We start from the raw sequence: 17810 nt of genomic DNA, 5'->3' as shown, positions 1-17810 counted from the left end.
CACGCATACGAGATCAGCACCCTGCCGAGCTGGACGCCCTCTTCTGGGCCCGGTGCGTCCCGTTGGCGCTGCACGAGTTCTCACGCGGTGCCGACGACGGCGACGTCACTCGTGAAGGCCCAGACCGCCAGGTGGTCGGACCCAGCGTCACGGTGCACGCGACGACCAGTCGGCCGTCGCCGGACGTGACGGCGCCAAGACGATCCCGGCCGCCTGGAAGCACGCGTCCACCTCCGTGCTGTCGAGGGTTACCTGCAACGCAGCGCCGCCGCTACGGGCCCGGCACGAGCGATGGGGGCAGCTTGGGCAACCCTTCCTCGTCCCCCCGTCCCCGGTCGTGAGGGGAGGCAGCCGGGCTCGCGACGGGCGGCCGCTTCTGACCACCACTTCAACGGTCCGCCCGTGCACCGCGCCCCAAGCAGGCCTCACCCGCAGCCCCTGCACCCCGGCAACACGGTAAGAGTCCGGGCGATGCATGACGCGAATAGGGCAGAAGAGACACTCCAGCACCGTCTGGGAGGTAGGCATGCTGGAGTACAGCAAGAGCCCACAGCGCATCTCACAGCTCACCGACCAGCAGTACCGTGTGACCCAGCGAGACGAGACGGAGCCCTCGTTCTCCAACGCCTACTGGGACAACAAGGAACCCGGTATCTATGTGGACATCGTGTCCGGGGAACCCCTCTTCGCCTCGGTCGACAAGTACGACAGCAGGACCGGCTGGCCCAGCTTCACGAGGCCTCTGGAGTCCGGCCACGTCGTCGAGAGGCCCGATACCAGCCACGGCATGGTCCGTGTCGAACTACGGTCGAATCAAGGGGACAGCCACCTCGGGCACCTGTTCCCGGACGGGCCCAGCGACCGCGGAGGACTGCGGTACTGCATCAACTCCGCCTCGCTGCGCTTCATCCCCCTGGAGGATCTGGAGCAGGAGGGCTACGGCCAGTACTTGAGCGTCTTCGAGACGAGGGAAGAGGACGCCGCCGAGAGCCGATGACCGGCAACCAGGGCAGGGCCCCGGAGCCCGAACGGCACGGCAGCTCGGCGCCCCGTCTTCCGGCTCGGGGCCCAGCAGGGCCCCAGCCGATACCCGTGTACAGCAGTACGGAAAGCGCTCATGTGCTGCGGCGCCCAAGGGGTCGAGTCCCCTCCAGGGAGCGGAGGCGGCCAAGACATTAGAGCACACCCCAGCAACGGAACCGTCGGACCCGGGAGAAGGACCGCACAGTGACCAGGAACATCGACAACCTGCACCCAGAAGACGGCGCCATCGTGCCGCGTGAGCAGATCCCCACCGCTGTCACCGCAGGCCGCCTGGCCTACGGCGATGGCACGACCCAGACCTTCCAACCCGACGGGAGCACCTCCTACTTCGAGACAGGACGCCAGACGGAGGGCACCTGGTCCGTCGACGAGAATGGGCGCTTCTGCTCCTTCTGGCCGCCCACCTACCAAGCGTCCTACGATCTGCGCTGGGTGGTGGAAGGGGGAGCAGTCGTCGGCCTTCGGTTCTCCGACCTGAGGAGCGGTACCTGCTTCGACGGCCGTTTCCAGTAGCCCCAGGTTCCGCTTGAGGTGGCAAACCCGAGCCGTGGCCCACCAGCTTCCAGCGGCCCCGCCTTCCGGTTGTGGCGGGCACCACCGACCGGAAGGGAGGGCCGTTCTTGCCGCTCCCACGGCGACGGCGTGCCATCCGCAGGGGAGGCCATGGTGGCTCAGTCGGCGCCGACGGGGATCGACAGTACTGTGATGCCGCTCATGTCGAGCCAGACCGTCTCCGGCGCGCGCACCAGACGGAGCATGACCTGTCCACACTGCTGGCAGCGGGCTACCAGTCCCGGTGCCTGGCGATATACGTGCAGGCTTGCGACGGGCCCTGTGTTGCTGCAGTGCGCGCACTGGCTGGTCGCTGCTGTCAGGTCGACCGCGAAGAGTTCGGCGAGGGGGCCGGCCAGCGCGTTGCCGTCGATGTAGCCGCCCTCTGCGTCGCGTGGGATACCGGTGTCTGCCGGTGTGCCTGCCGTCATCTCAGTCTTCTCCTCCGCCGAAGCGCTCTGTGCGGACTCGCTCGGGGTCGTGGCCAAGGAGCACCAGGTAGGCAGCTGCCTTCTCGACGAATGCCGTGGGTCCGCAGACGTAGCAGGTGGGCGCGAAGTCCGGTGGCCATCCATGGCGTGCCAGGTCGTCGGGTGTGATGCGGCCCGGGGGGCGCACGGACTGCTGTGGCCCTTCCCGGGTGTAGATGTGTGTGACGTCGACTCCTGGTGTTCCTTGGCGGATTTCTGGCCCGTACAGCAGCTCGGCCGGCGATCGCAGGGAGTACAGCGCCCGGAAGGGAACCCGGCTGCCGGCTGCACGCCGCGAGCGGATCATGCACATCAGCGGCACCAGCCCGGAGCCGCCGGCCACGAGCAGGACCGGTTCTTGCTGTTCCGGCTGCCAGACGAACCAGCCTCCGACCGGTCCCCGCAGTTCCAGCTGGTCGCCGGGCATGAGCTCGTCGACCAGGTAGGGCGAGACCTCGCCCCCAAGGACGCGCTGTACTGTCAGTTCCAGGCGCGTTCCGTCCGGGGCCGAGGCGATGGAGTAACTGCGTTGTGTGCTGTAGCCGTCTTCCGCGGTGAGCCGGATGTCCACATGCTGGCCTGCCAGATGGCCGGGCCATTCCGGCACCTCCAGCACCAGTGTGACGGCCGTCGCGGACTCAGCGCGACGTTCTGTCACCTCGGCGACTCTCCATCGGAGCCGGTCGCCTAGTCTCCTCGATACCGCTGTTCTTGCCACGGGTCTCCGTAATTGTGGTAGCCGGCGCTCTCCCAGAACCCCGGGGTGTCGTTCTCCCGCAACTCCAGTCCATGCACCCACTTCGCGGACTTCCAGAGGTAGAGGTGCGGGACGAGCAGTCGGGCCGGACCGCCATGCTCGGGGGCGAGCGGCCGGCCGTCGTAGCCGTACGCGATCCAGGCCTTGCCGTCCAGAAGATCCTCCAGCGGGAGGTTCGTGGTGTAGCCCCCGTAGGAGGAGACGAGCACGTACTCGGCAGCCGTCTCGACATCGGCGAGCAGGACGTCCAAAGACACCCCCTGCCACCGGGTGCCGAACTTCGACCACTTGGTCACGCAGTGGAGGTCTGCCGTCGGGGTTTCCGACGGCAGCTTCGTGAGGGCGGTCCAGTCCCAGCTGTGCCGCCTCCCGGTCTCCGTGGTGACGGACAGCTCCCACTTGTCTGTGCTTATCCACGGCGTGGGTCCGGCCGAGAGGACCGGAAAGCCCGTGGTCTCGTATTGTCCGGGTGGCAGCTTCCTGCCCGCGGGCGGCCGTCGGCCGTGGAAACCGCGCGAGATGATCGCCATGCTGGCCGTCCCATCGGCTCGTCGGAAGCAGGGCTAGCGCCCCTAAAAAGTATCAACGACGGCGAACACACGCCTCTTATCTTTCTTATCTCCCACAGCCCTCAGCCGCATCTCCGCCTTCGGCGCGCCGTCGCTCCAGACATGGCGCAGTCAGTCGAAGTGCCCGGCGGCCGCCAATTGAGCCACACCGAAGCAGCACGCCAAAGCACTGCCCCTCGGGAAAGGAAACCGCGCTCGGGTCCGCTAATCGTCGTGAGCGGGGGTGGTCGGGTTTCCGAGACGCACGGCGGTGGCCCCGGCCGGCCTCAACCTCGTAGGTCGGGGCAAATGTTGATCCACGTCGAAGGGGAAGGCAGTCCCACATGATGGAGGCGGCCGTATTGGCCGGAGGGTGCTTCTGGGGCCTGCAGGAGTTGTTTCGCGCGCTGCCGGGCGTGGTCGCCACCCGGGTGGGCTACACGGACGGCGAAGTAGTGAATCCGACCTACCGGAACCACGGTGGCCACGCGGAGTCGGTTGAGATCACCTACGATCCTTCCAAGACCAGCTACCGTTCCATCCTCGAGTTCTTCTTCCAGGTCCACGACCCCACCACGTTGAACCGCCACGGCGACGGCCTGGGCACCAGCTACAGGTCCGCCATTTTCTACGTGGGCGAGGAGCAGAGCCGGATCGCCGCGGCCACGATCGCCGACGTCAGTGCCTCGGGCCTGTGGCCCAGGAAGGTGATCACGGAGGTGGTGCCGGCAGGCACGTTCTGGGAGGCGGAGCCCGAGCACCAGAACTACCTCAGACGCTATTCCGGCGCGCATACGTGCCACTACGTGAGGCTACTGGCCGAGCGTGTCCGTCGGGCCGTCCCGTCGCGCATGTGGCCGCCGAGATGGGTATCTCCCGCACTACAGCACACAAGTGGGTACGTCGCTGGAGGCAGGAGGGGCAGGCCGGGCCGGCCGACCGTTCCAGCCGCCGCCACAGGACGCCACATCGGACTGCGGTAGCGGTGGAGGAGCGGGTCTGCCGCCTGCGGCAGGAGCGCAAGCTGGGCCCGGCTCGGATCGGGCCGATCGGCAGGTAGGCGGGCCGCAGCTCGCGCACCCGCTCCTTGAGGATGGTCAGGCCGCGGTCCCAGCCGATCCGCTCGGCGATCACCGTGGCCGGCATCGTCGGACTCTGCTTCAACAGCTCGCGGATGGCGGGTTCGACCGCATCAACCGCCGAGCCCTTCAGCGGGCGCTGGTAGACCGGCGGCCGGTCCGAGGCCAGGGCCCGCAGCACGGTGCCCCTGGAAATCCCCAACTTCCGAGCCACCGCCCGCGCCGACAGGCCCTCGGCCCGGTGCAGCCGACGGATCTCAGCCCAGTCCTCCACGCCGATCACCTCTCTTCCCTCCTGACTCCCGTACCAGTGAAGTCAGGATGATCAAGAGATCACGCAGTGGCCCGCTTTTGATCCGCCGTCCGTGGCCCTCATTTCACCCGTCGACGACGTCTCGCAGAGCACTGGGAAGACCATGACGAAAGTTTCGGCACCGTGCGTTTCAGTTCTTCCTCGTGCGTGCCGCCCCAGATTCCGTACTGATGTGCTGTGGCGAGAGCCCGACTGGCGCAGGGTCGGCGGACGGGGCACGTCTTGCCCGCGGTCTTCGCTTCGTCGGCCCGGTGCTGGCCGGGGCCCTTCGGGCTCACGGGCGAGAGCAGCTCGGTGTCGAGATCCCGGTGCCCGCGCCCCCGTCGAGCAGGCATCACGAGTCTCGTCCAAGCGGTCCTCACCCTGCACGTGGCCAGCTCAAAGTGAAGACGGAACACTCATTCGGATTATTCGGAATCGTCAGGCTTCAGCCGCAGGGAGAGGCTGTTGATGCAGTATCGCTTGTCCGTCGGTGTCGCAAATCCCTCACCCTCGAACAATTCTCCAAGATACGACCCACAACGAGCGCACCGAACCACGGGATGGGGGGACTCGCTCTGCTGCACTTCGACCGAGTCGAGATCCTTGGGGTCGTAGAACGCAGGCCAGCCACAGCGAGAGTAGAATTTTTCCGCAGAGGTGAAAAGATCAGCGCCGCAGGCCCTGCAGGAGTAAACACCCTTTTCTTTGGCATCGGTGTACTCTCCCGTGAAGGCCGCTTCGTCCTCAGCTCCGCGCAGCACCCTGTATTCCTCCGGGCTGAGCTCCGCGCGCCACTCGGCGTTTGACTTCTCGATATCGTACGCCATGACTTCATCCTTCAGAGATGGGAGCGCTGCTTCGGGAGGTGAGCAGCGCTGGGCGGATCGTTGCTTTTTGCTCGACCATGGGCTTCAGCGCTTCGCTGTCGTGGGTGTTGGCGGACGAGACGCCGACGACCAGGGGCAGTCCGTTCGCGTCCGACAGGACGTGCATCTTGGAACCCGGCTTAACGCGGTCCACGGGGCTCGGACCTGTGAGTTCGCCCCTTTTCAGCCCGCACGTGAGCGGAGTCGAGGACCACACGCGAGACGTCGATGAGGCCGGCGTCATCGAGTCGGTGCAGCACCGCCTCATGCAGCCGGCCCCACACACCGGCCCGTGACCAGATCAGGAACCTGCGGTGCGCGGTCGACTTCGATATCCCGAAACCGTCTGCGACCGATATCTGTAGAGCTACGGATCAGAAGGTCACACCGCCCACGAGACGGTTCGGCCGTACACCGGGCCGTCTCAGTTCCCGTCTCATTCAGCCCCGTTCACGGTCGTTCAGGCGAGACCCGAAGCCGTCCCGGCACCGAGGGCCGGGCGGTCATGAACGCACGTGAATGCCCCTGCACGTGGCGCGGAGCCCCACCAACACAGTTGGGAATACTGCTCGCGGTGGAGAGGGATGGTCCGGTTGCTTGTTGGGTGCGGGTGACGTGCCGGAGGCCCGTGCGTGTCAGGCTGCGGAGGCCAGGTCTTGTTCGGCCCAGATGACCTTGCCGCCCGATACCGGGCGGGCGCCCCATCTGTGGGACAGCTGGGAGACGAGGAAGAGGCCGCGTCCGTTCTCGTCGACGCTGGTTACGTGACGCAGACGCGGGGAGTTGCCGTTGGTATCGAACACTTCGCAGGTCAGAACGTGGTGCTGGATCAAGCGCAGTCCGATCGGGCCTGTGCTGTGGCGGAGGGCGTTGGTGACCAGTTCACTGACGATCAGCTCGGTGGGGCCCTGGAGCTCTTCCAGGCCCCATGCGGACAGTTGGCGGGCTGCCATGTGCCGGGCGCTGCGGGCAGCGCTCTGGTCGCTCGGCAGCGTCCAGGAGGCGACCTGGGTGGGGCTGAGTGAGCGGGTCCGCGCCAGGAGCAGGGTGATGTCGTCGGATGGTGCCTGGCCTGGAAAGCCTTCCGTCGCTCGGGTGCAGAGGTTTTCCAGGGAGGGACTTGGTTGTGCCAGGGCGGTGCCCAGGCGGTGCATTCCGGCGTCGATGTCGTCGTCGCGGGTTTCGATCAGCCCGTCGGTGTACAGGGCGAGGAGACTTCCCTCGGGCAGTTCCAGCTCCATGGCCTCGAAAGGGACGCCCAGCCCGAGGCCGAGTGGGGCTCCGGTGGGAAGGTCGGGGAAGGTGGCCTGGCCCTGCGGGTCGACGATCGCGGGCGGGGGGTGCCCGGCCGCCGCCATGGTGCATTGGTGGGTGACCGGGTCGTAGACGGTATACAGGCAGGTGGCGCCTATCAGCGCGGGGGGCTGGTCCGGGACGTCGGTGTCTTCCTCGGCCAGTCGTTGGAAGGTGTCATCGAGGCGGGCCAGCAGTTCGTCGGGGGGCAGCTCCATGTGGGCGAGCGTGCGTACGGCGGTGCGGAGCCTGCCCATGGTCGCGGCGGCGTTGATGCCGTGTCCGACCACGTCGCCGACGACGAGGGCCACCCGGGCGCCGGACAGCGGGATCACGTCGAACCAGTCGCCTCCGACGCCGGCGTCCGTGTCGGCGGGCAGGTAGCGCGAGGCCACTTCCACCGCCGCGCCGCCCATCAAACGGTGCGGGAGCAGGTTGCGTTGGAGGGCGAGGGCCGTGGCGTGTTCGCGGGCGTACTGGCGGGCGTTGTCCAAGGATGCGCGTGCTGGCTTGGCTGAGGATGGCAAGGCGCTCGCGCGCCCGCTGACTACCGGTGACATCCACGCTTATGCTGCACACCCCCAGCGCCTTGCCGTCCGCGTCCTGGAGGCAGAAGAACGAGGTCGAGAATGCGTGCTCCCGGCGCGGATCGTCCGGCGGCCACGCCCGGTACTCGTGGACCGTGGAGGTGCCGCTCGCCAGCACCTGCTCCATCACCGCTTCAAGGGCTTCGGCCTCGAAACCGGGCAGCGAATCGGTGAGTCGCCGACCGAGCCGCCGGTCACGGGAGGTGCCGTCGTGGCTCGCCATCGTGTCGTTCACCCAGACGCAAAGTAGCTGCGGGTCACGAACGACGATGCCGATAAGCGCGCGGGTGAGAAGCGCCTCCTGCACCGATCCGTCTCTCGCTTCCCGGGAGAGCGTGTCGATGTCGGTGGTGGACACAAGCCACCGGAATGTTCCGTCCTGCCCCCACAACATCGAGAGCCGGTAGTTGATGTTGAGCATACGGCCGTCTCGGTGGCGCACCGCCATCGTGCCCGACCAGTCCTTTTGGACACCGCACTGCTCGATGAATGCCGATGTCGTCGGCGTTTCCTCGGAAAATGGCAGTACGCGTGCGACGGACCGGCCCACCACCTCCGCGGCGGGGTAGCCGACAAGCTGCTCGGCGGCCTGCGTCCATGCGACCACCGTCCCATGCTCGTCGAGCATCGCGACCGCTGCCTTGGACATCTCGCGCATCGCTTCGTTCAGGGGCATGCCGATAACGCTACGGTCTCAGTGGCACGGGAGTACGGTCCATTTATATGACAGATTCCCGGACCAATTCCGCGACCGACCCGCCCTTCGCGTTCGGCGCCGACCTCCATCTGGAGCTGCGCGGACCCGGGCTGCGCGCAGGGCTCACGGACGCCTTGAGGGAGGCCGTGCGCACGGGGCGTCTGGCGCCCGGCAGCCAGCTGCCGGCCTCCCGCTCACTCGCCGCGGATCTCGGTGTCTCCGGCAGCAGCGTGGTCGAGTCCTACGCCGAGCTGGTCGCTGAGGGCCGGCCCGGGTCACGAGGTGGTGCTGGTGGATCTGGCCGCGGCGGTGCCGGTGCTGGCCGGGCCGCTGCGCCCGGAGGCCATGGTCGACGAGTTCGCGGTCGCGAAGGAGTACGTCAGCTGGCTGACGCATGCCAAGAGCGCGGTGCGAAGCGAAGGTGTCGCCACGGATGGGCCGCGACCTTGCTGAACGACAAGCCGCACTACCGCGGAGATCTGCACGCGCCACGACGGTCTTGCGCGCCCGCCTCATGAGTCGGATGCTCGACTGCCGCCTGGGCCCGCCGTCGAGGATGCGACCCTTCTCGTGTTCGATGGGCAGTCTCAGCCCGTCGAGGGCTAGCGAACCTGCAGTACGTCGACTTCGGGAGACCTCACGAAGGTCTGCACGTAATCGATGGCTGCCTGCAACGCGTCCTTCAGCGGGGTGATGTCCCGAGCGACCTGAGCGAGGAGGCTGCCGCCCTGGAATGCGGAGAGAAGCAGATTGGCCAGCTGCGTCGGATCCGCGTCAGTGCTGATGCGGCCGAGTCGCTGCATGTGCTGGAGCCCGTCGCGGAAGATGTCCCGCCACTGGTCGAACGCACTCGCGAGCTCGTCGTGAACGTCAAGGTCGGTCTTGATGATCTCGCTCGCAAGGGAGCCGAGGCTGCAGCCTTCCTGGTAGGCGCGCTCGTAGCCGACGTAGAAATCCGCCCACGCCCGAAACGCGTCGAGGTTGTCGAAGCAGGCGAATCGCTCACCGCGATGGAATGCGAGGACGCGATCGGCCTGCCATGCGATGACTGCCAGGACGAGGCTCTCCTTGGTCGGGAAGTAGTGGTTGAGCTGTGACCCGCTGACGCCGGCGGCGCGGCGGAGCTGCTCGTTGTTCGTCGCGTGGACACCCTTCGTGTAGATGAGTTCCGCGGCATGCTCCAGGATCCGGGTACGCGTCGCCTGGCCCTTGTCCGTGAGCTTGTGAGGCACCCGAGCTCGTGTCGTGGCTTCCATACGTCACACGATACCGCAGAGTGGGCTTGACAGCCCAGTCTTGGGCGGTGTTAGCTCTGGGAAGTGGGCTACCAAGCCCAAAAAAGCTCGGCCTGAGCTGGGCTCGGCGACCACTCGCACACCTACCGGAGGTTGATTCGCTATGTCACGACTGAACGTTCCCTCTCCCGACGATGTCCCCGCGGGAGCGCAAGGCATCCTCGACAACATTGGCGCACAGCTCGGCTTCGTCCCGAACATGTTCAAGACCATCGCGTCGAACCCGACCGTTCTGGACGCCGTCGTGACGCTGCAGAGCACCATGAGTCGCGTTCTGGACGCGAAGACGCGGCACACCATCGCGCTCGCGGTCTCGGAGGCCAACGGTTGCGCTTACTGTCTGGCGATGCACACGTACGTATCGTCCGAACTCGGCGGAATGTCGAGCGACGACATCGAACTGGCTCGCGCCGGGAACTCGGTCGACCCCAAGCGCGCCGCAGCCGCTCGCTTCGCTCAACGAGTGGTCGAGAGCCGCGGGCGAGTCAGCGACGCAGACCTCGCGGCTGTGCGCGGCGCCGGCTACACCGACCCGCAGATCTTGGCGATCGTCACGGTCGCAGTGCAGGCCCTGCTGACCAATTTTCTCAACAACGTCAACCAGACCGACATCGACATCCCCTCCGCCAGCTCGGTCGGTGTGCCCAGTTGAGCGCCGAAACCTCAGAGTGAAGATATGGCGGCCGGCCTGTACCTACCGTCGGCCGGACCAAGTGAAGGGATAACCATGAAGGCAAGCGGAGTGTCCGGACCCGACGCGGACGTCGTCCTCCTGGAGGTGCCTGAGCCGTCGGCTCCTGGTGCTGGTCAGCTTCTGCTGGAGGTGGAGGCGGCCGGGGTCGGTCCGTGGGATCGGTTGCTGAACGGTGCGGGCTGGGATGTGGGGCTGCGTCCGCCAGCGGCGCTGGGTGTAGAGGGCGTGGGCCGGGTTGTGGCTGCGGGTTCGGATGTCGAGGGCTTTGCTGTCGGTGACCGGGTGCTTGCGCATGAGGCTCCGTTGCCCGGTGGCAGTGGCTTTTGGGCTCAGCGGGTGCTGATCACTGCGGCCAGTGCTGCGATCTGCCCGGCGGGGCTGGATCCGGTGCAGGCGGGGGCGCTGCCGGTTGCCGGGCTCACGGCGTACCAGTCGCTGGAGGCGCTGGGGCTCACCCGGGGGCAGCGGCTTCTGATCACCAATGGTGGTGGGGCGACCGGTGTGCTGGCGTTGCAGATTGCTGCTGCTCGGGGGATCGAGGTGACGGTGACGGCGTCCGCTTCGGCTGCTGAGCGCCTGCGTGGTCTGGGTGCGTTGGAGGTTGTCGACTACCACGACTCGGATTGGGCGGGTCGGGTTCGTGGTGGGTTCGATGGTGCGCTGATCGCTGCTGGTGGTACCGCGCAGGCCGCGCTGTCGCTGGTGCGGGACGGTGGGCGTCTGGTGTCGCTGACCTCGGACGCGCCAGCGGCAGAGCGTGGTATCACCGCTACGGATCTCTACGTCCGGCCTGATGCCGCTCAGCTTGCCCATCTGGCGGAGGCGGTCGTGGAAGGAAAGCTGAAGCAGAACGTGGAAGCGCTCCCTTTGAATGAGGGGCCGGCCGCTTTCGCCCGGGTGTCCGCCGGGCAGGCCGGCGGCAAGAAAATCGTACTCACCTGAGCACATCCACGGCGGGGTGTCGCCCGGTCCTGACACCGACTCATGGCACCCGCGGGACACGGTACGGCCGCGTCCGCGGCCGTACCCACCAGGCGCGGCAGGAAAGGTTGACGAGCAATGGGAATAATCACTGAGGACATGCGGCAGATCGTCACCAGCGCCAAGCTGGCGTTCGTTGCGACGGTCCGCGAGGACGGCTCTCCGAACCTCTCCCCGAAGGGGTCCGTGCGCGTCTACGACGACGATCACCTGGTATTCATGAACATGGCCTCGCCCAATACGGTGGAGAACCTGCGGCAGGATCCGCGCGTTGAGGTCAACGTGATCGACTTCCTGCTCCGGCGGGGGTACCGCTTCAAGGGAACAGCCGAGATCCGCGGGGAAGGTGACCCGGTGTACGACTGGTCCCGCCAGTGGGTGCTGAACACCCACGGCGATCCCATCTACCCGTGCCACGAGGCCGTACTGATCAGGGTGGACCGGGTGCTGCGGGTGGACTCTCCCGCGTACACGTTCGGGCACGCGAACGAGGATGGCCTGAAGCATGAGTGGGCCGCCAACTACGGTGTGGCATACCTTTGATGCAACATCGAACCACCTGTCTCGCAGGGCCGGCCGCAGACCGTGGTCTGCGCCGGCCGGCCGCCGAAGTGTCCGCTGAAGGGCTCGACGGTGCGCGGTCAGGGTGCAGATCCGCAAGCTTTTGCGGGAGACGCCGACGATGCCGGCGACGGTGATTGTGGAGCGGATTCGGCTGGCAGCGGGGGATGGCGATCCTCAAGGAACGTGTTGTGCGTGAGCTCGGACCGGCGTGTTTGCCGGTGGACCCGGTGTCCCGGACGATGTATCGGCCGGGCGAGCCGGCCCAGCGTGATCTGTGGTTCTCCGAGGCGGACATCCCGCTGGCCCATGGGCAGACGGGCCGGCCGCCGGTCTGGGTGATGGTGTCCGGCTGTTCGTGGGTGATCGCCGGGAGGATGCTGCCCTCGCGGCGGACCGGGGACCATGATCCCGGCCCCGGTCGGGGAACGGCTGGCGATCGCCACCGCGGAGTACAACAATTGCACCTACTGCTTCTCCGCCCACACCTATATAGGGGCGCGCGTCGCCAAGGTCGGCGCCGGGGGACTGGAGTGTGCCCGCCACGCGGAGTCCGCGGACCCGCACGCCGCCGCAGTGCCGGACCCGTCCCACGCCATTGCCCGCGGCCACATCGGTGAGACGCAGCTCGAGGCTGCCTGGGCCGTGGGCGTCACCGACGCCGAGGTCGCGGGCAATCTGGCGTTGAACATCCTCGCGAACTACTTCAACGTCCTCGCCGATACGGACATCGAATGGCCGGTCGTCACCCCGCACACCGACGCCTGACCGACGCGCCCTGGCCTGGTCGGGGAGCCCCCGCCCAGGCCCGACCCACCAGGCCCGACGGGCAGCATCACCACCGCCTCGACCGTCGTCAGGCACTCCAGGAATGCGAGGAAGAACATGAGTGAATCGCACGAAACCCGGACAGGAGTGCCTTACGACGTGGTCGTGCTGGGCGCAGGCCCGGCCGGTGCGAACGTCGCCGACCGCGCCCGCGCCGCCGGCCTCTCCGTAGCGGTCGTGGAACGGGAACTGGTCGGCGGTGACTGCGCGTACTGGGCGTGCGTGCCGAGTAAGGCGCTGCTGCGGCCGGTCATCGCGCTCGCCGACGCGCGGCGCGTGGACGGTGCCCGGCAGGCTGTCACCGGTCGGGTCGACGCCGATGGCGTCTTCGCCCGTCGCAACCGCTCTGTCTCCGACTGGGACGACACGAGACAAGCTCTGTTCCTCAAGTCCATCGGAGCCGACCTCTTCCGTGGCCACGGCCGTCTCGACGGGCCCCGACGCGTCAGCGTCACCCGTGACGACGGCGCCCGGCAGATCCTCACGGCCCGGCATGCAGTGGCCATCGCCACCGGCAGCCGACCGGCGTTGCCCGATATCCCGGGCATCGCCGAGGCCTGTCCCTGGACGAGCCGGCAGGGCACCGAATCCAGCACCGTACCCACTCGCCTCGCCATCATCGGCGGCGGCGGAGTCGGCATCGAGATGGCCACCCTATGGCAGGGCCTCGGCTCCCAGGTCACCCTGCTCGCCCGGCGCCGCCTGATCCCCCGCATGGAACCCTTCGCCGGCGAACTGGTCGCTCAGGGATTGAGAGAGTCGGGCGCGGATGTGCGGATCGGCGTGCAGGTGACCGCCCTGCGTCGCCCGGACCCGGAGGGGCCGGTCACCCTCACCCTCGACAACGGCGGCGAGCTGGAGGCCGACGAGGTCTTGTGCGCCACCGGCCGCGCCCCCGCCACCGGCGACATCGGCCTGGACACGGTCGGCCTCACCCCCGGCTCCTGGCTCGATGTCGACACCACCTGCCTGGTACAGGGGGTCGACGGCGACTGGCTGTACGCCCTCGGCGACGTCAACCATCGTGCCTTGCTCACCCATCAGGGCAAATACCAAGCCCGGACCGCAGGCGACGCCATCGGCGCCCGCGCCGCCGGCCGCCCGCTCGACGACACGCCCTGGGGCGACCACGCCACCACCGCCGACCAGCACGCCGTACCCCAGGTCTTCTTCAGCGACCCTGAGGCGGCCGCGGTGGGCCTGAGCGCCGAGCAGGCGGAGCGCTCCGGGTACCGCATCAAGACCGTCGACCTCGACTTCAACGCTGCCCAGGGCGCCAACCTCTACGCCGACGGCTACCAGGGCCACGCGAGGCTGGTCGTCGACCTCGACCGGGAAGTCCTCCTCGGAGTGACCTTTGTCGGCCCAAACGTCAGCGAGCTCCTGCACTCGGCAACCATCGCGGTCGCCGGCGAGATCCCGCTCAAACGGCTTAGGCACGCGATCCCCCCCTTCCCCACCGTCAGCGAGATCTGGCTCTTCCTCCTCGCCACCTACCAGCATGATCAGGAGACGCCGTAGACCACCGCCACCTGGCACCGAAGCGTGAGGAACCGGGCGCGCCGGCCCTGTCGCCACAGGGCCCGCCTCCCGCCATCCGGTCGGCGCCACCGGACGCGGTCGTGGGAGATGCGCAGCAAGACGGCGCCGCCGACGAGCGATTGATCGTGGAACCAGGCGTCTGGCCCGCCAGGGAGTCCGGGGTGGTGCTGCAGCGCGAGCAGTGGGCGATCTTCGCCCGGTGGAACCAGCGCCGAAGTGCAAGCGGTACGGCCTGGGCGCGAACCCTCTGCGCCGATCCTGCTTCGCCAAGGTGGCCGCGAAGTGGGGGCCGGGCGTGTGGCAGAAGGGCTTCGACGCCTGACATTGCGCCGACTGAATGGCGGCCCCCCGGGGGAAGGGTGGGCCGCCGTGGTGGTGCAGGTCAGCGGGTGGCGCGGATCATCACGGTGAGCAGCGAGGAGGCCGGCGAGGGCTGGCTGTGGCCGATGTCCTGATACTCCCAGGACCGGTAGAGCTGGTGGACCTTGCCGTCGCCTGCGGCCTCGTTGACCATGAGCGTCACGTACGGCTCTTCGCGCGTGGCCAGGAGCGCGTCATGGATGCGCCGCGCGGAGCCGGTGCCGCGCCGCGCCACGCTGGCCGTACGCCGACCGACTCCATGGACACACCGTCGATCGAGGAGAACAGCAGTTCATCCAGACGCGGCGGCACTTTGTTCACGGCGAAGGACTGTCGACCACACCCCGTTCCAGCCGAGCGATTTTCGGGCGACCTCAACCAGCATTACGTGGAGATCAACAGTCACCGTGCGTACACGACCAAAAGAAGTGGACCAGAGCCCTTCCAGGGCCAGCGTTCGTCGGCGAGTTTGAACAGCAGTTGTCGATCTACCGGCTCCGAGATGTTCACGAGTTTTGACAGCACCAGGCGTGTCGGTGGGCTTCGCTAGCACCGTCTAGGGTGTGGGAGCTATGCGGCTTGTCGAGACGGAGATCGCCCGGCATGACTGGAAGAGCATGCTGTGCGGGTGCGCCGGTTCGGCAGAACACCTGGCCCGGGATCTGCTGCGGCTGGCGGGTAGGGGATCTGGGCAGGAACCGAGCCACGTCAGCCTCGAAGAGCACGTCTGGTCTCCGGTGGTTCTGTGGGAGCCGGCTCCTGCGGTGACATCCGTCGCTCTGGCAGTTCTCGCGGACGATGTGGCACCGGCAGCCAGACAGTGGTTCCTCGACCTCCTGCAGTGCGTGGTGGCAGGCGAGGGCACGGACGGGGAGTCCGCTCGGCGGGGACTCGATCTCCCGGAACTGTGCCGGGGCCTTGCCCTGCAAGGTCTCCGGCTGCTCTATGAAGAGGTGATGTCGAATCGGGCCCCCGGGACCGTCAGCGCCGCATTCGAGATCCTCACGGTGGTGGAGCCCGACAGGGCTCGCCTGCAGCGTGTTCGGGAGATCGCGGCCGATTGGCTGCCCGTGTGCTGCCGAACCGGGCTGTGCGACGACGACCTGCGTGTCCTCGACTGCTGACTTCGCTTGAGTCGTGGTCGAGCTGCCGCCCGCCGCCTGCGAGGGCGGCCGACCAGCGGGGTGCCACGGTGGTCCCATCGACAAGTGACCTCACTACTGCTCGATGGAACCAGCTGATCGGTTCGCCAGGGCGGACGGGTCATAGCGAGTCCCGGACGGCGTCCGGCAGGGTGGGTCGATTGCCTTCCTTGCCTTGGCGGCACTCGCGGCGATCTGGGCACGGACATTGCTCCAGCCGTGTGCGCGTCGCTGCATCCGGCGCCCGCGCTGGTGGCTGGGCTGCGCCGGCTGCACTCCGGCCACGTCGGTGACTGCGTTGATCGGCTCGCCGTGGGTGTGGCCGGTGTCGCCGCCCTGGTCGGCCCCCCGGTGTGATGAGCAGGGCAGCCTTCCTGGGAGCGGATGACAGCGATAGGCCGGGGTACCCCACGACCTGTGACACAGGAGCGAGGAGGACCCATGGGAAAGATCGGCAAGACCGCAGCACTGACCGCAGCGACCAAGCCGCTGCTGACCGCGAAGGCTGCCGCAAAAGCCGGAAAGGCTCCCGCGTGGTCTCTGACAGTCGCACGAACACTGGGCAGCGAGGATGCCGTCGAGGTACTCACCCGGCAGCACCGGCAGATCAAGCTCGGCTTCCTGCGCGCTGCGTTGCCGGGGCCGCTGCGCCGCCGGAACTTCGATCAGCTGATGCGCCTGCTGGCCATACACGAAGCCGCCGAGGAGGCCCACATCCACCCGGTCGCGCGCCGGGCGCTGCAGCACGGCCGCGAGCTGGCCGCCCGCCGCCGCCACGAGGAGAAGCAGGCGAAGCAGTTGCTGGTGGCTCTGTGGCGTACCGGGCCGAACGGCCGCGGGTACCTGCGGCGGCTGAACGAGGCCCGCCGCGCGGTCGCCCGACACGCGGCGCGCGAGGAACGGGAGGAGTTCGCCGCTCTGCGCACGGCCCTGAGCGCGTCTCGGCTGCGGATGCTTGGCGCCGAGGTCAAACTCACCCAGGCCTACGCGCCGACCCGGCCGCACCGCTGGGTCAACAACGAGGCCACGAACAAGCTGGCCGCGCCCATCCTCGGCCCTCTCGACCGAGCGCGTGACGCTGTTCGGCACCGCGTGGCCTCCTGACGGTCACCAGGCACAGACGCGTAGGCGTAGGCCGGTACTCCGTCTCCCGGTGGCCGCACAGAGCGGACCAGCTTGTCCATCGCGGCACTTCGCTTCTCACCCCCCAGCACTGGAACGACGTCGTTCTACTGCGGCGGACTCCATGACCGCGGGCCGCCACTCAGTCGAACGGCTCGTCGCTCCAACGGAACCAGGCCCGCTCACCGTCGATATGCAGCAAGAACTCCGCAACCGGGCCCGCGGGAGCGACCAGTTGGAGCTTCTCGCCGATCTCGCGAACCACCTCGTCCCACTCGTCGAGGTCCTCTTCTTCGACCAGTTCCAATTCACGGTCGAACAGCGGTTTCACCTCGGCAAAGCCTTCAGCCGGTATGAAGCGCCCGGACAGCCACGGGAAGTCGCCCTCCTCGATGAAGATCTCTCCGACCACCTGCGCTCCCCGGCGAAGCTGCCAGACTTCCCCCTCGCTCCACACGCCAGCCACCTCTCCACGGACCCAGAATCCCAACAAGGCTTCCACCCGGGTCTGACACATGAGAGCAGCGCCCTGCCCCTCACAGAGCACCAGGGCCCGGCGACCTTCGGTCGCCGGGCCCTCGACACGCCGCTGTTCGCTCCCCAGAGTCCCCACTTGGTTGCCGAGTGAACGAACTGAGCCCACCAGCAACCCTGGTCAAATTCGACCAGCTTCATCACGGCGCCGAGCCACCCAAGTGCGCCGACCAGTAGCTCGGCGGCTGGCCTGGGGCCCGTAGCCACCCTGGCTACGGGCCATCACGCCGTCGTGGGTCAGCCCAGGTGGCCGGTGGCGCGCGCCAGAGCCTCGAAGACCTGGAGGGCTATGGAGAGGGCATCGTACGTGTGGTGCCACAGAGCGGCGGCCACGTGGCCGCCCACGTACTTGCCGGCGGCGCCCCCCGAGCCCACGAGGAAAGCGTCGGCGACGCGGCGGTTGAGCGGCCGGCTGTCGTTGTGCTTGTTGATCACGAAGTCTCCCCCCAAGCGGCCCCGTGGATCGGGGCGTTGGACGAGAGATGCCGGTCCTCGAAGGGGCCGACAGACACATCCAGTAACTTCCGGGGGCGGACACGACGAGGCCCCCGCCGGATCTCTCC

21 protein-coding genes and 7 pseudogenes are annotated in these 17810 nt (G+C 67.7%); 15 read left to right on the top strand and 13 right to left on the bottom strand.

Going from position 1 to position 17810, the window contains the following annotated elements; translation table 11 throughout:
* Positions 1-526 precede the first annotated feature (526 nt).
* Positions 527-997: a peptide-methionine (R)-S-oxide reductase MsrB gene (msrB, locus tag BZY54_RS02715; protein WP_086722775.1), complete on the top strand. Its 471-nt coding sequence runs from the start codon at positions 527-529 to the stop codon at positions 995-997.
* Between the two features lie 230 nt (positions 998-1227).
* Positions 1228-1557 (top strand): hypothetical protein, encoded by a 330-nt coding sequence (locus tag BZY54_RS02710; protein ID WP_086722773.1) that lies wholly within the window; start codon positions 1228-1230, stop codon positions 1555-1557.
* A gap of 158 nt (positions 1558-1715) precedes the next feature.
* Here BZY54_RS02710 and BZY54_RS02705 read toward each other — a convergent pair whose 3' ends face one another.
* From BZY54_RS02705 to BZY54_RS02695, 3 genes are read right to left on the bottom strand one after another with little or no spacing between them, the layout of a single operon-like run.
* Entirely contained in the window at positions 1716-2027 is a 312-nt protein-coding gene (locus tag BZY54_RS02705; RefSeq protein ID WP_086722771.1) for a DUF6510 family protein, read from the bottom strand.
* A 1-nt stretch (position 2028) separates the two neighbouring features.
* Complete coding sequence (locus BZY54_RS02700) at positions 2029-2784, bottom strand: ferredoxin reductase (RefSeq protein WP_086722769.1); 756 nt, start codon at positions 2782-2784, stop codon at positions 2029-2031.
* Complete coding sequence (locus BZY54_RS02695; RefSeq protein ID WP_086722767.1) at positions 2754-3353, bottom strand: sulfite oxidase-like oxidoreductase; 600 nt, start codon at positions 3351-3353, stop codon at positions 2754-2756. The genes BZY54_RS02700 and BZY54_RS02695 overlap by 31 nt, the downstream gene beginning before the upstream one ends.
* 362 nt (positions 3354-3715) lie before the next feature.
* Here BZY54_RS02695 and msrA point away from each other — a divergent pair.
* Positions 3716-4183: pseudogene (gene msrA, locus BZY54_RS02690) on the top strand (peptide-methionine (S)-S-oxide reductase MsrA); the annotation flags it as partial.
* A pseudogene (locus BZY54_RS52075) lies at positions 4178-4422 on the top strand (helix-turn-helix domain-containing protein); the annotation flags it as partial. The pseudogenes msrA and BZY54_RS52075, both read left to right, overlap by 6 nt.
* Here BZY54_RS52075 and BZY54_RS02685 read toward each other — a convergent pair.
* The 6 genes and pseudogenes from BZY54_RS02685 to BZY54_RS54950 form a co-directional block, all read right to left on the bottom strand.
* Positions 4413-4733: pseudogene (locus BZY54_RS02685) on the bottom strand (helix-turn-helix domain-containing protein); the annotation flags it as partial. The pseudogenes BZY54_RS52075 and BZY54_RS02685 overlap by 10 nt on opposite strands.
* Before the next feature lie 89 nt (positions 4734-4822).
* Positions 4823-5098, bottom strand: coding sequence for a WhiB family transcriptional regulator (locus tag BZY54_RS55260; protein ID WP_086722765.1), 276 nt, complete (start codon positions 5096-5098; stop codon positions 4823-4825).
* A 72-nt stretch (positions 5099-5170) separates the two neighbouring features.
* Complete coding sequence (msrB, locus tag BZY54_RS02675; protein ID WP_086722763.1) at positions 5171-5572, bottom strand: peptide-methionine (R)-S-oxide reductase MsrB; 402 nt, start codon at positions 5570-5572, stop codon at positions 5171-5173.
* Positions 5573-5645: 73 nt separating this feature from the next.
* Positions 5646-5952, bottom strand: a pseudogene (locus BZY54_RS52070) (transposase); the annotation flags it as partial.
* 294 nt (positions 5953-6246) lie between these two features.
* The gene (locus BZY54_RS54955) at positions 6247-7398 is read right to left on the bottom strand and encodes an ATP-binding SpoIIE family protein phosphatase (RefSeq protein ID WP_341868661.1); all 1152 of its coding nucleotides are present in this window, start codon (positions 7396-7398) and stop codon (positions 6247-6249) included.
* Between the two features lie 112 nt (positions 7399-7510).
* Positions 7511-8119, bottom strand: a pseudogene (locus tag BZY54_RS54950) (PAS domain-containing protein); the annotation flags it as partial.
* Between the two features lie 95 nt (positions 8120-8214).
* On the opposite strand from BZY54_RS54950, the pseudogene BZY54_RS52720 reads away from it, so the two are divergent.
* A pseudogene (locus tag BZY54_RS52720) lies at positions 8215-8442 on the top strand (GntR family transcriptional regulator); the annotation flags it as partial.
* Positions 8443-8479: 37 nt separating this feature from the next.
* Positions 8480-8641, top strand: coding sequence for a hypothetical protein (locus BZY54_RS52715; RefSeq protein WP_244216931.1), 162 nt, complete (start codon positions 8480-8482; stop codon positions 8639-8641).
* A 149-nt stretch (positions 8642-8790) separates the two neighbouring features.
* Here BZY54_RS52715 and BZY54_RS02655 read toward each other — a convergent pair whose 3' ends face one another.
* Entirely contained in the window at positions 8791-9444 is a 654-nt protein-coding gene (locus BZY54_RS02655; RefSeq protein WP_086722762.1) for a TetR/AcrR family transcriptional regulator, read from the bottom strand.
* Positions 9445-9586: 142 nt separating this feature from the next.
* Between BZY54_RS02655 and BZY54_RS02650 the strand changes: the two genes are divergently transcribed.
* The 6 genes from BZY54_RS02650 to BZY54_RS54630 all read left to right on the top strand — a co-directional run bounded on the left by BZY54_RS02650 (position 9587) and on the right by BZY54_RS54630 (position 14411).
* Complete coding sequence (locus BZY54_RS02650; RefSeq protein ID WP_086722760.1) at positions 9587-10135, top strand: carboxymuconolactone decarboxylase family protein; 549 nt, start codon at positions 9587-9589, stop codon at positions 10133-10135.
* Between the two features lie 75 nt (positions 10136-10210).
* Positions 10211-11119 (top strand): NADP-dependent oxidoreductase, encoded by a 909-nt coding sequence (locus BZY54_RS02645; RefSeq protein ID WP_158103800.1) that lies wholly within the window; start codon positions 10211-10213, stop codon positions 11117-11119.
* 117 nt (positions 11120-11236) lie between these two features.
* Positions 11237-11701, top strand: a complete 465-nt coding sequence (locus tag BZY54_RS02640) for a pyridoxamine 5'-phosphate oxidase family protein (protein ID WP_086722757.1) — start codon at positions 11237-11239, stop codon at positions 11699-11701.
* Between the two features lie 423 nt (positions 11702-12124).
* Positions 12125-12487, top strand: coding sequence for a carboxymuconolactone decarboxylase family protein (locus tag BZY54_RS51525; RefSeq protein ID WP_167413931.1), 363 nt, complete (start codon positions 12125-12127; stop codon positions 12485-12487).
* 117 nt (positions 12488-12604) lie between these two features.
* On the top strand, positions 12605-14068 hold the full coding sequence (locus BZY54_RS02625) for a dihydrolipoyl dehydrogenase family protein (protein WP_086722755.1): 1464 nt from the start codon (positions 12605-12607) through the stop codon (positions 14066-14068).
* A 220-nt stretch (positions 14069-14288) separates the two neighbouring features.
* Entirely contained in the window at positions 14289-14411 is a 123-nt protein-coding gene (locus BZY54_RS54630) for a hypothetical protein (RefSeq protein ID WP_279634632.1), read from the top strand.
* A 60-nt stretch (positions 14412-14471) separates the two neighbouring features.
* Here the strand turns inward: BZY54_RS54630 and BZY54_RS02620 are convergent.
* Positions 14472-14701 (bottom strand): annotated as a pseudogene (locus tag BZY54_RS02620) (GNAT family N-acetyltransferase); the annotation flags it as partial.
* 320 nt (positions 14702-15021) lie between these two features.
* Between BZY54_RS02620 and BZY54_RS02615 the strand changes: the two are divergent.
* The 3 genes from BZY54_RS02615 to BZY54_RS02610 all read left to right on the top strand — a co-directional run bounded on the left by BZY54_RS02615 (position 15022) and on the right by BZY54_RS02610 (position 16695).
* Positions 15022-15573, top strand: a complete 552-nt coding sequence (locus BZY54_RS02615) for a hypothetical protein (protein WP_086722754.1) — start codon at positions 15022-15024, stop codon at positions 15571-15573.
* A gap of 237 nt (positions 15574-15810) precedes the next feature.
* The gene (locus BZY54_RS50715) at positions 15811-15948 is read left to right on the top strand and encodes a hypothetical protein (protein WP_158103799.1); all 138 of its coding nucleotides are present in this window, start codon (positions 15811-15813) and stop codon (positions 15946-15948) included.
* Positions 15949-16032: 84 nt separating this feature from the next.
* Positions 16033-16695 (top strand): hemerythrin domain-containing protein, encoded by a 663-nt coding sequence (locus tag BZY54_RS02610; protein ID WP_167413933.1) that lies wholly within the window; start codon positions 16033-16035, stop codon positions 16693-16695.
* 160 nt (positions 16696-16855) lie between these two features.
* Here BZY54_RS02610 and BZY54_RS02605 read toward each other — a convergent pair whose 3' ends face one another.
* Both BZY54_RS02605 and BZY54_RS02600 read right to left on the bottom strand, forming a co-directional pair.
* Positions 16856-17170 carry a hypothetical protein gene (locus BZY54_RS02605; protein ID WP_086722884.1) on the bottom strand — a complete coding sequence of 105 codons (315 nt, stop codon included), beginning with the start codon at positions 17168-17170 and terminating at the stop codon, positions 16856-16858.
* A 314-nt stretch (positions 17171-17484) separates the two neighbouring features.
* Positions 17485-17682 carry a hypothetical protein gene (locus tag BZY54_RS02600; RefSeq protein WP_086722753.1) on the bottom strand — a complete coding sequence of 66 codons (198 nt, stop codon included), beginning with the start codon at positions 17680-17682 and terminating at the stop codon, positions 17485-17487.
* Between the last annotated feature and the right edge of the window lie 128 nt (positions 17683-17810).

It is taken from the genome of Streptomyces carpinensis, from assembly GCF_002154505.1.
Lineage (GTDB): Bacteria > Actinomycetota > Actinomycetes > Streptomycetales > Streptomycetaceae > Streptomyces > Streptomyces carpinensis.
This window is presented reverse-complemented; position numbering and strand designations above follow the sequence as displayed.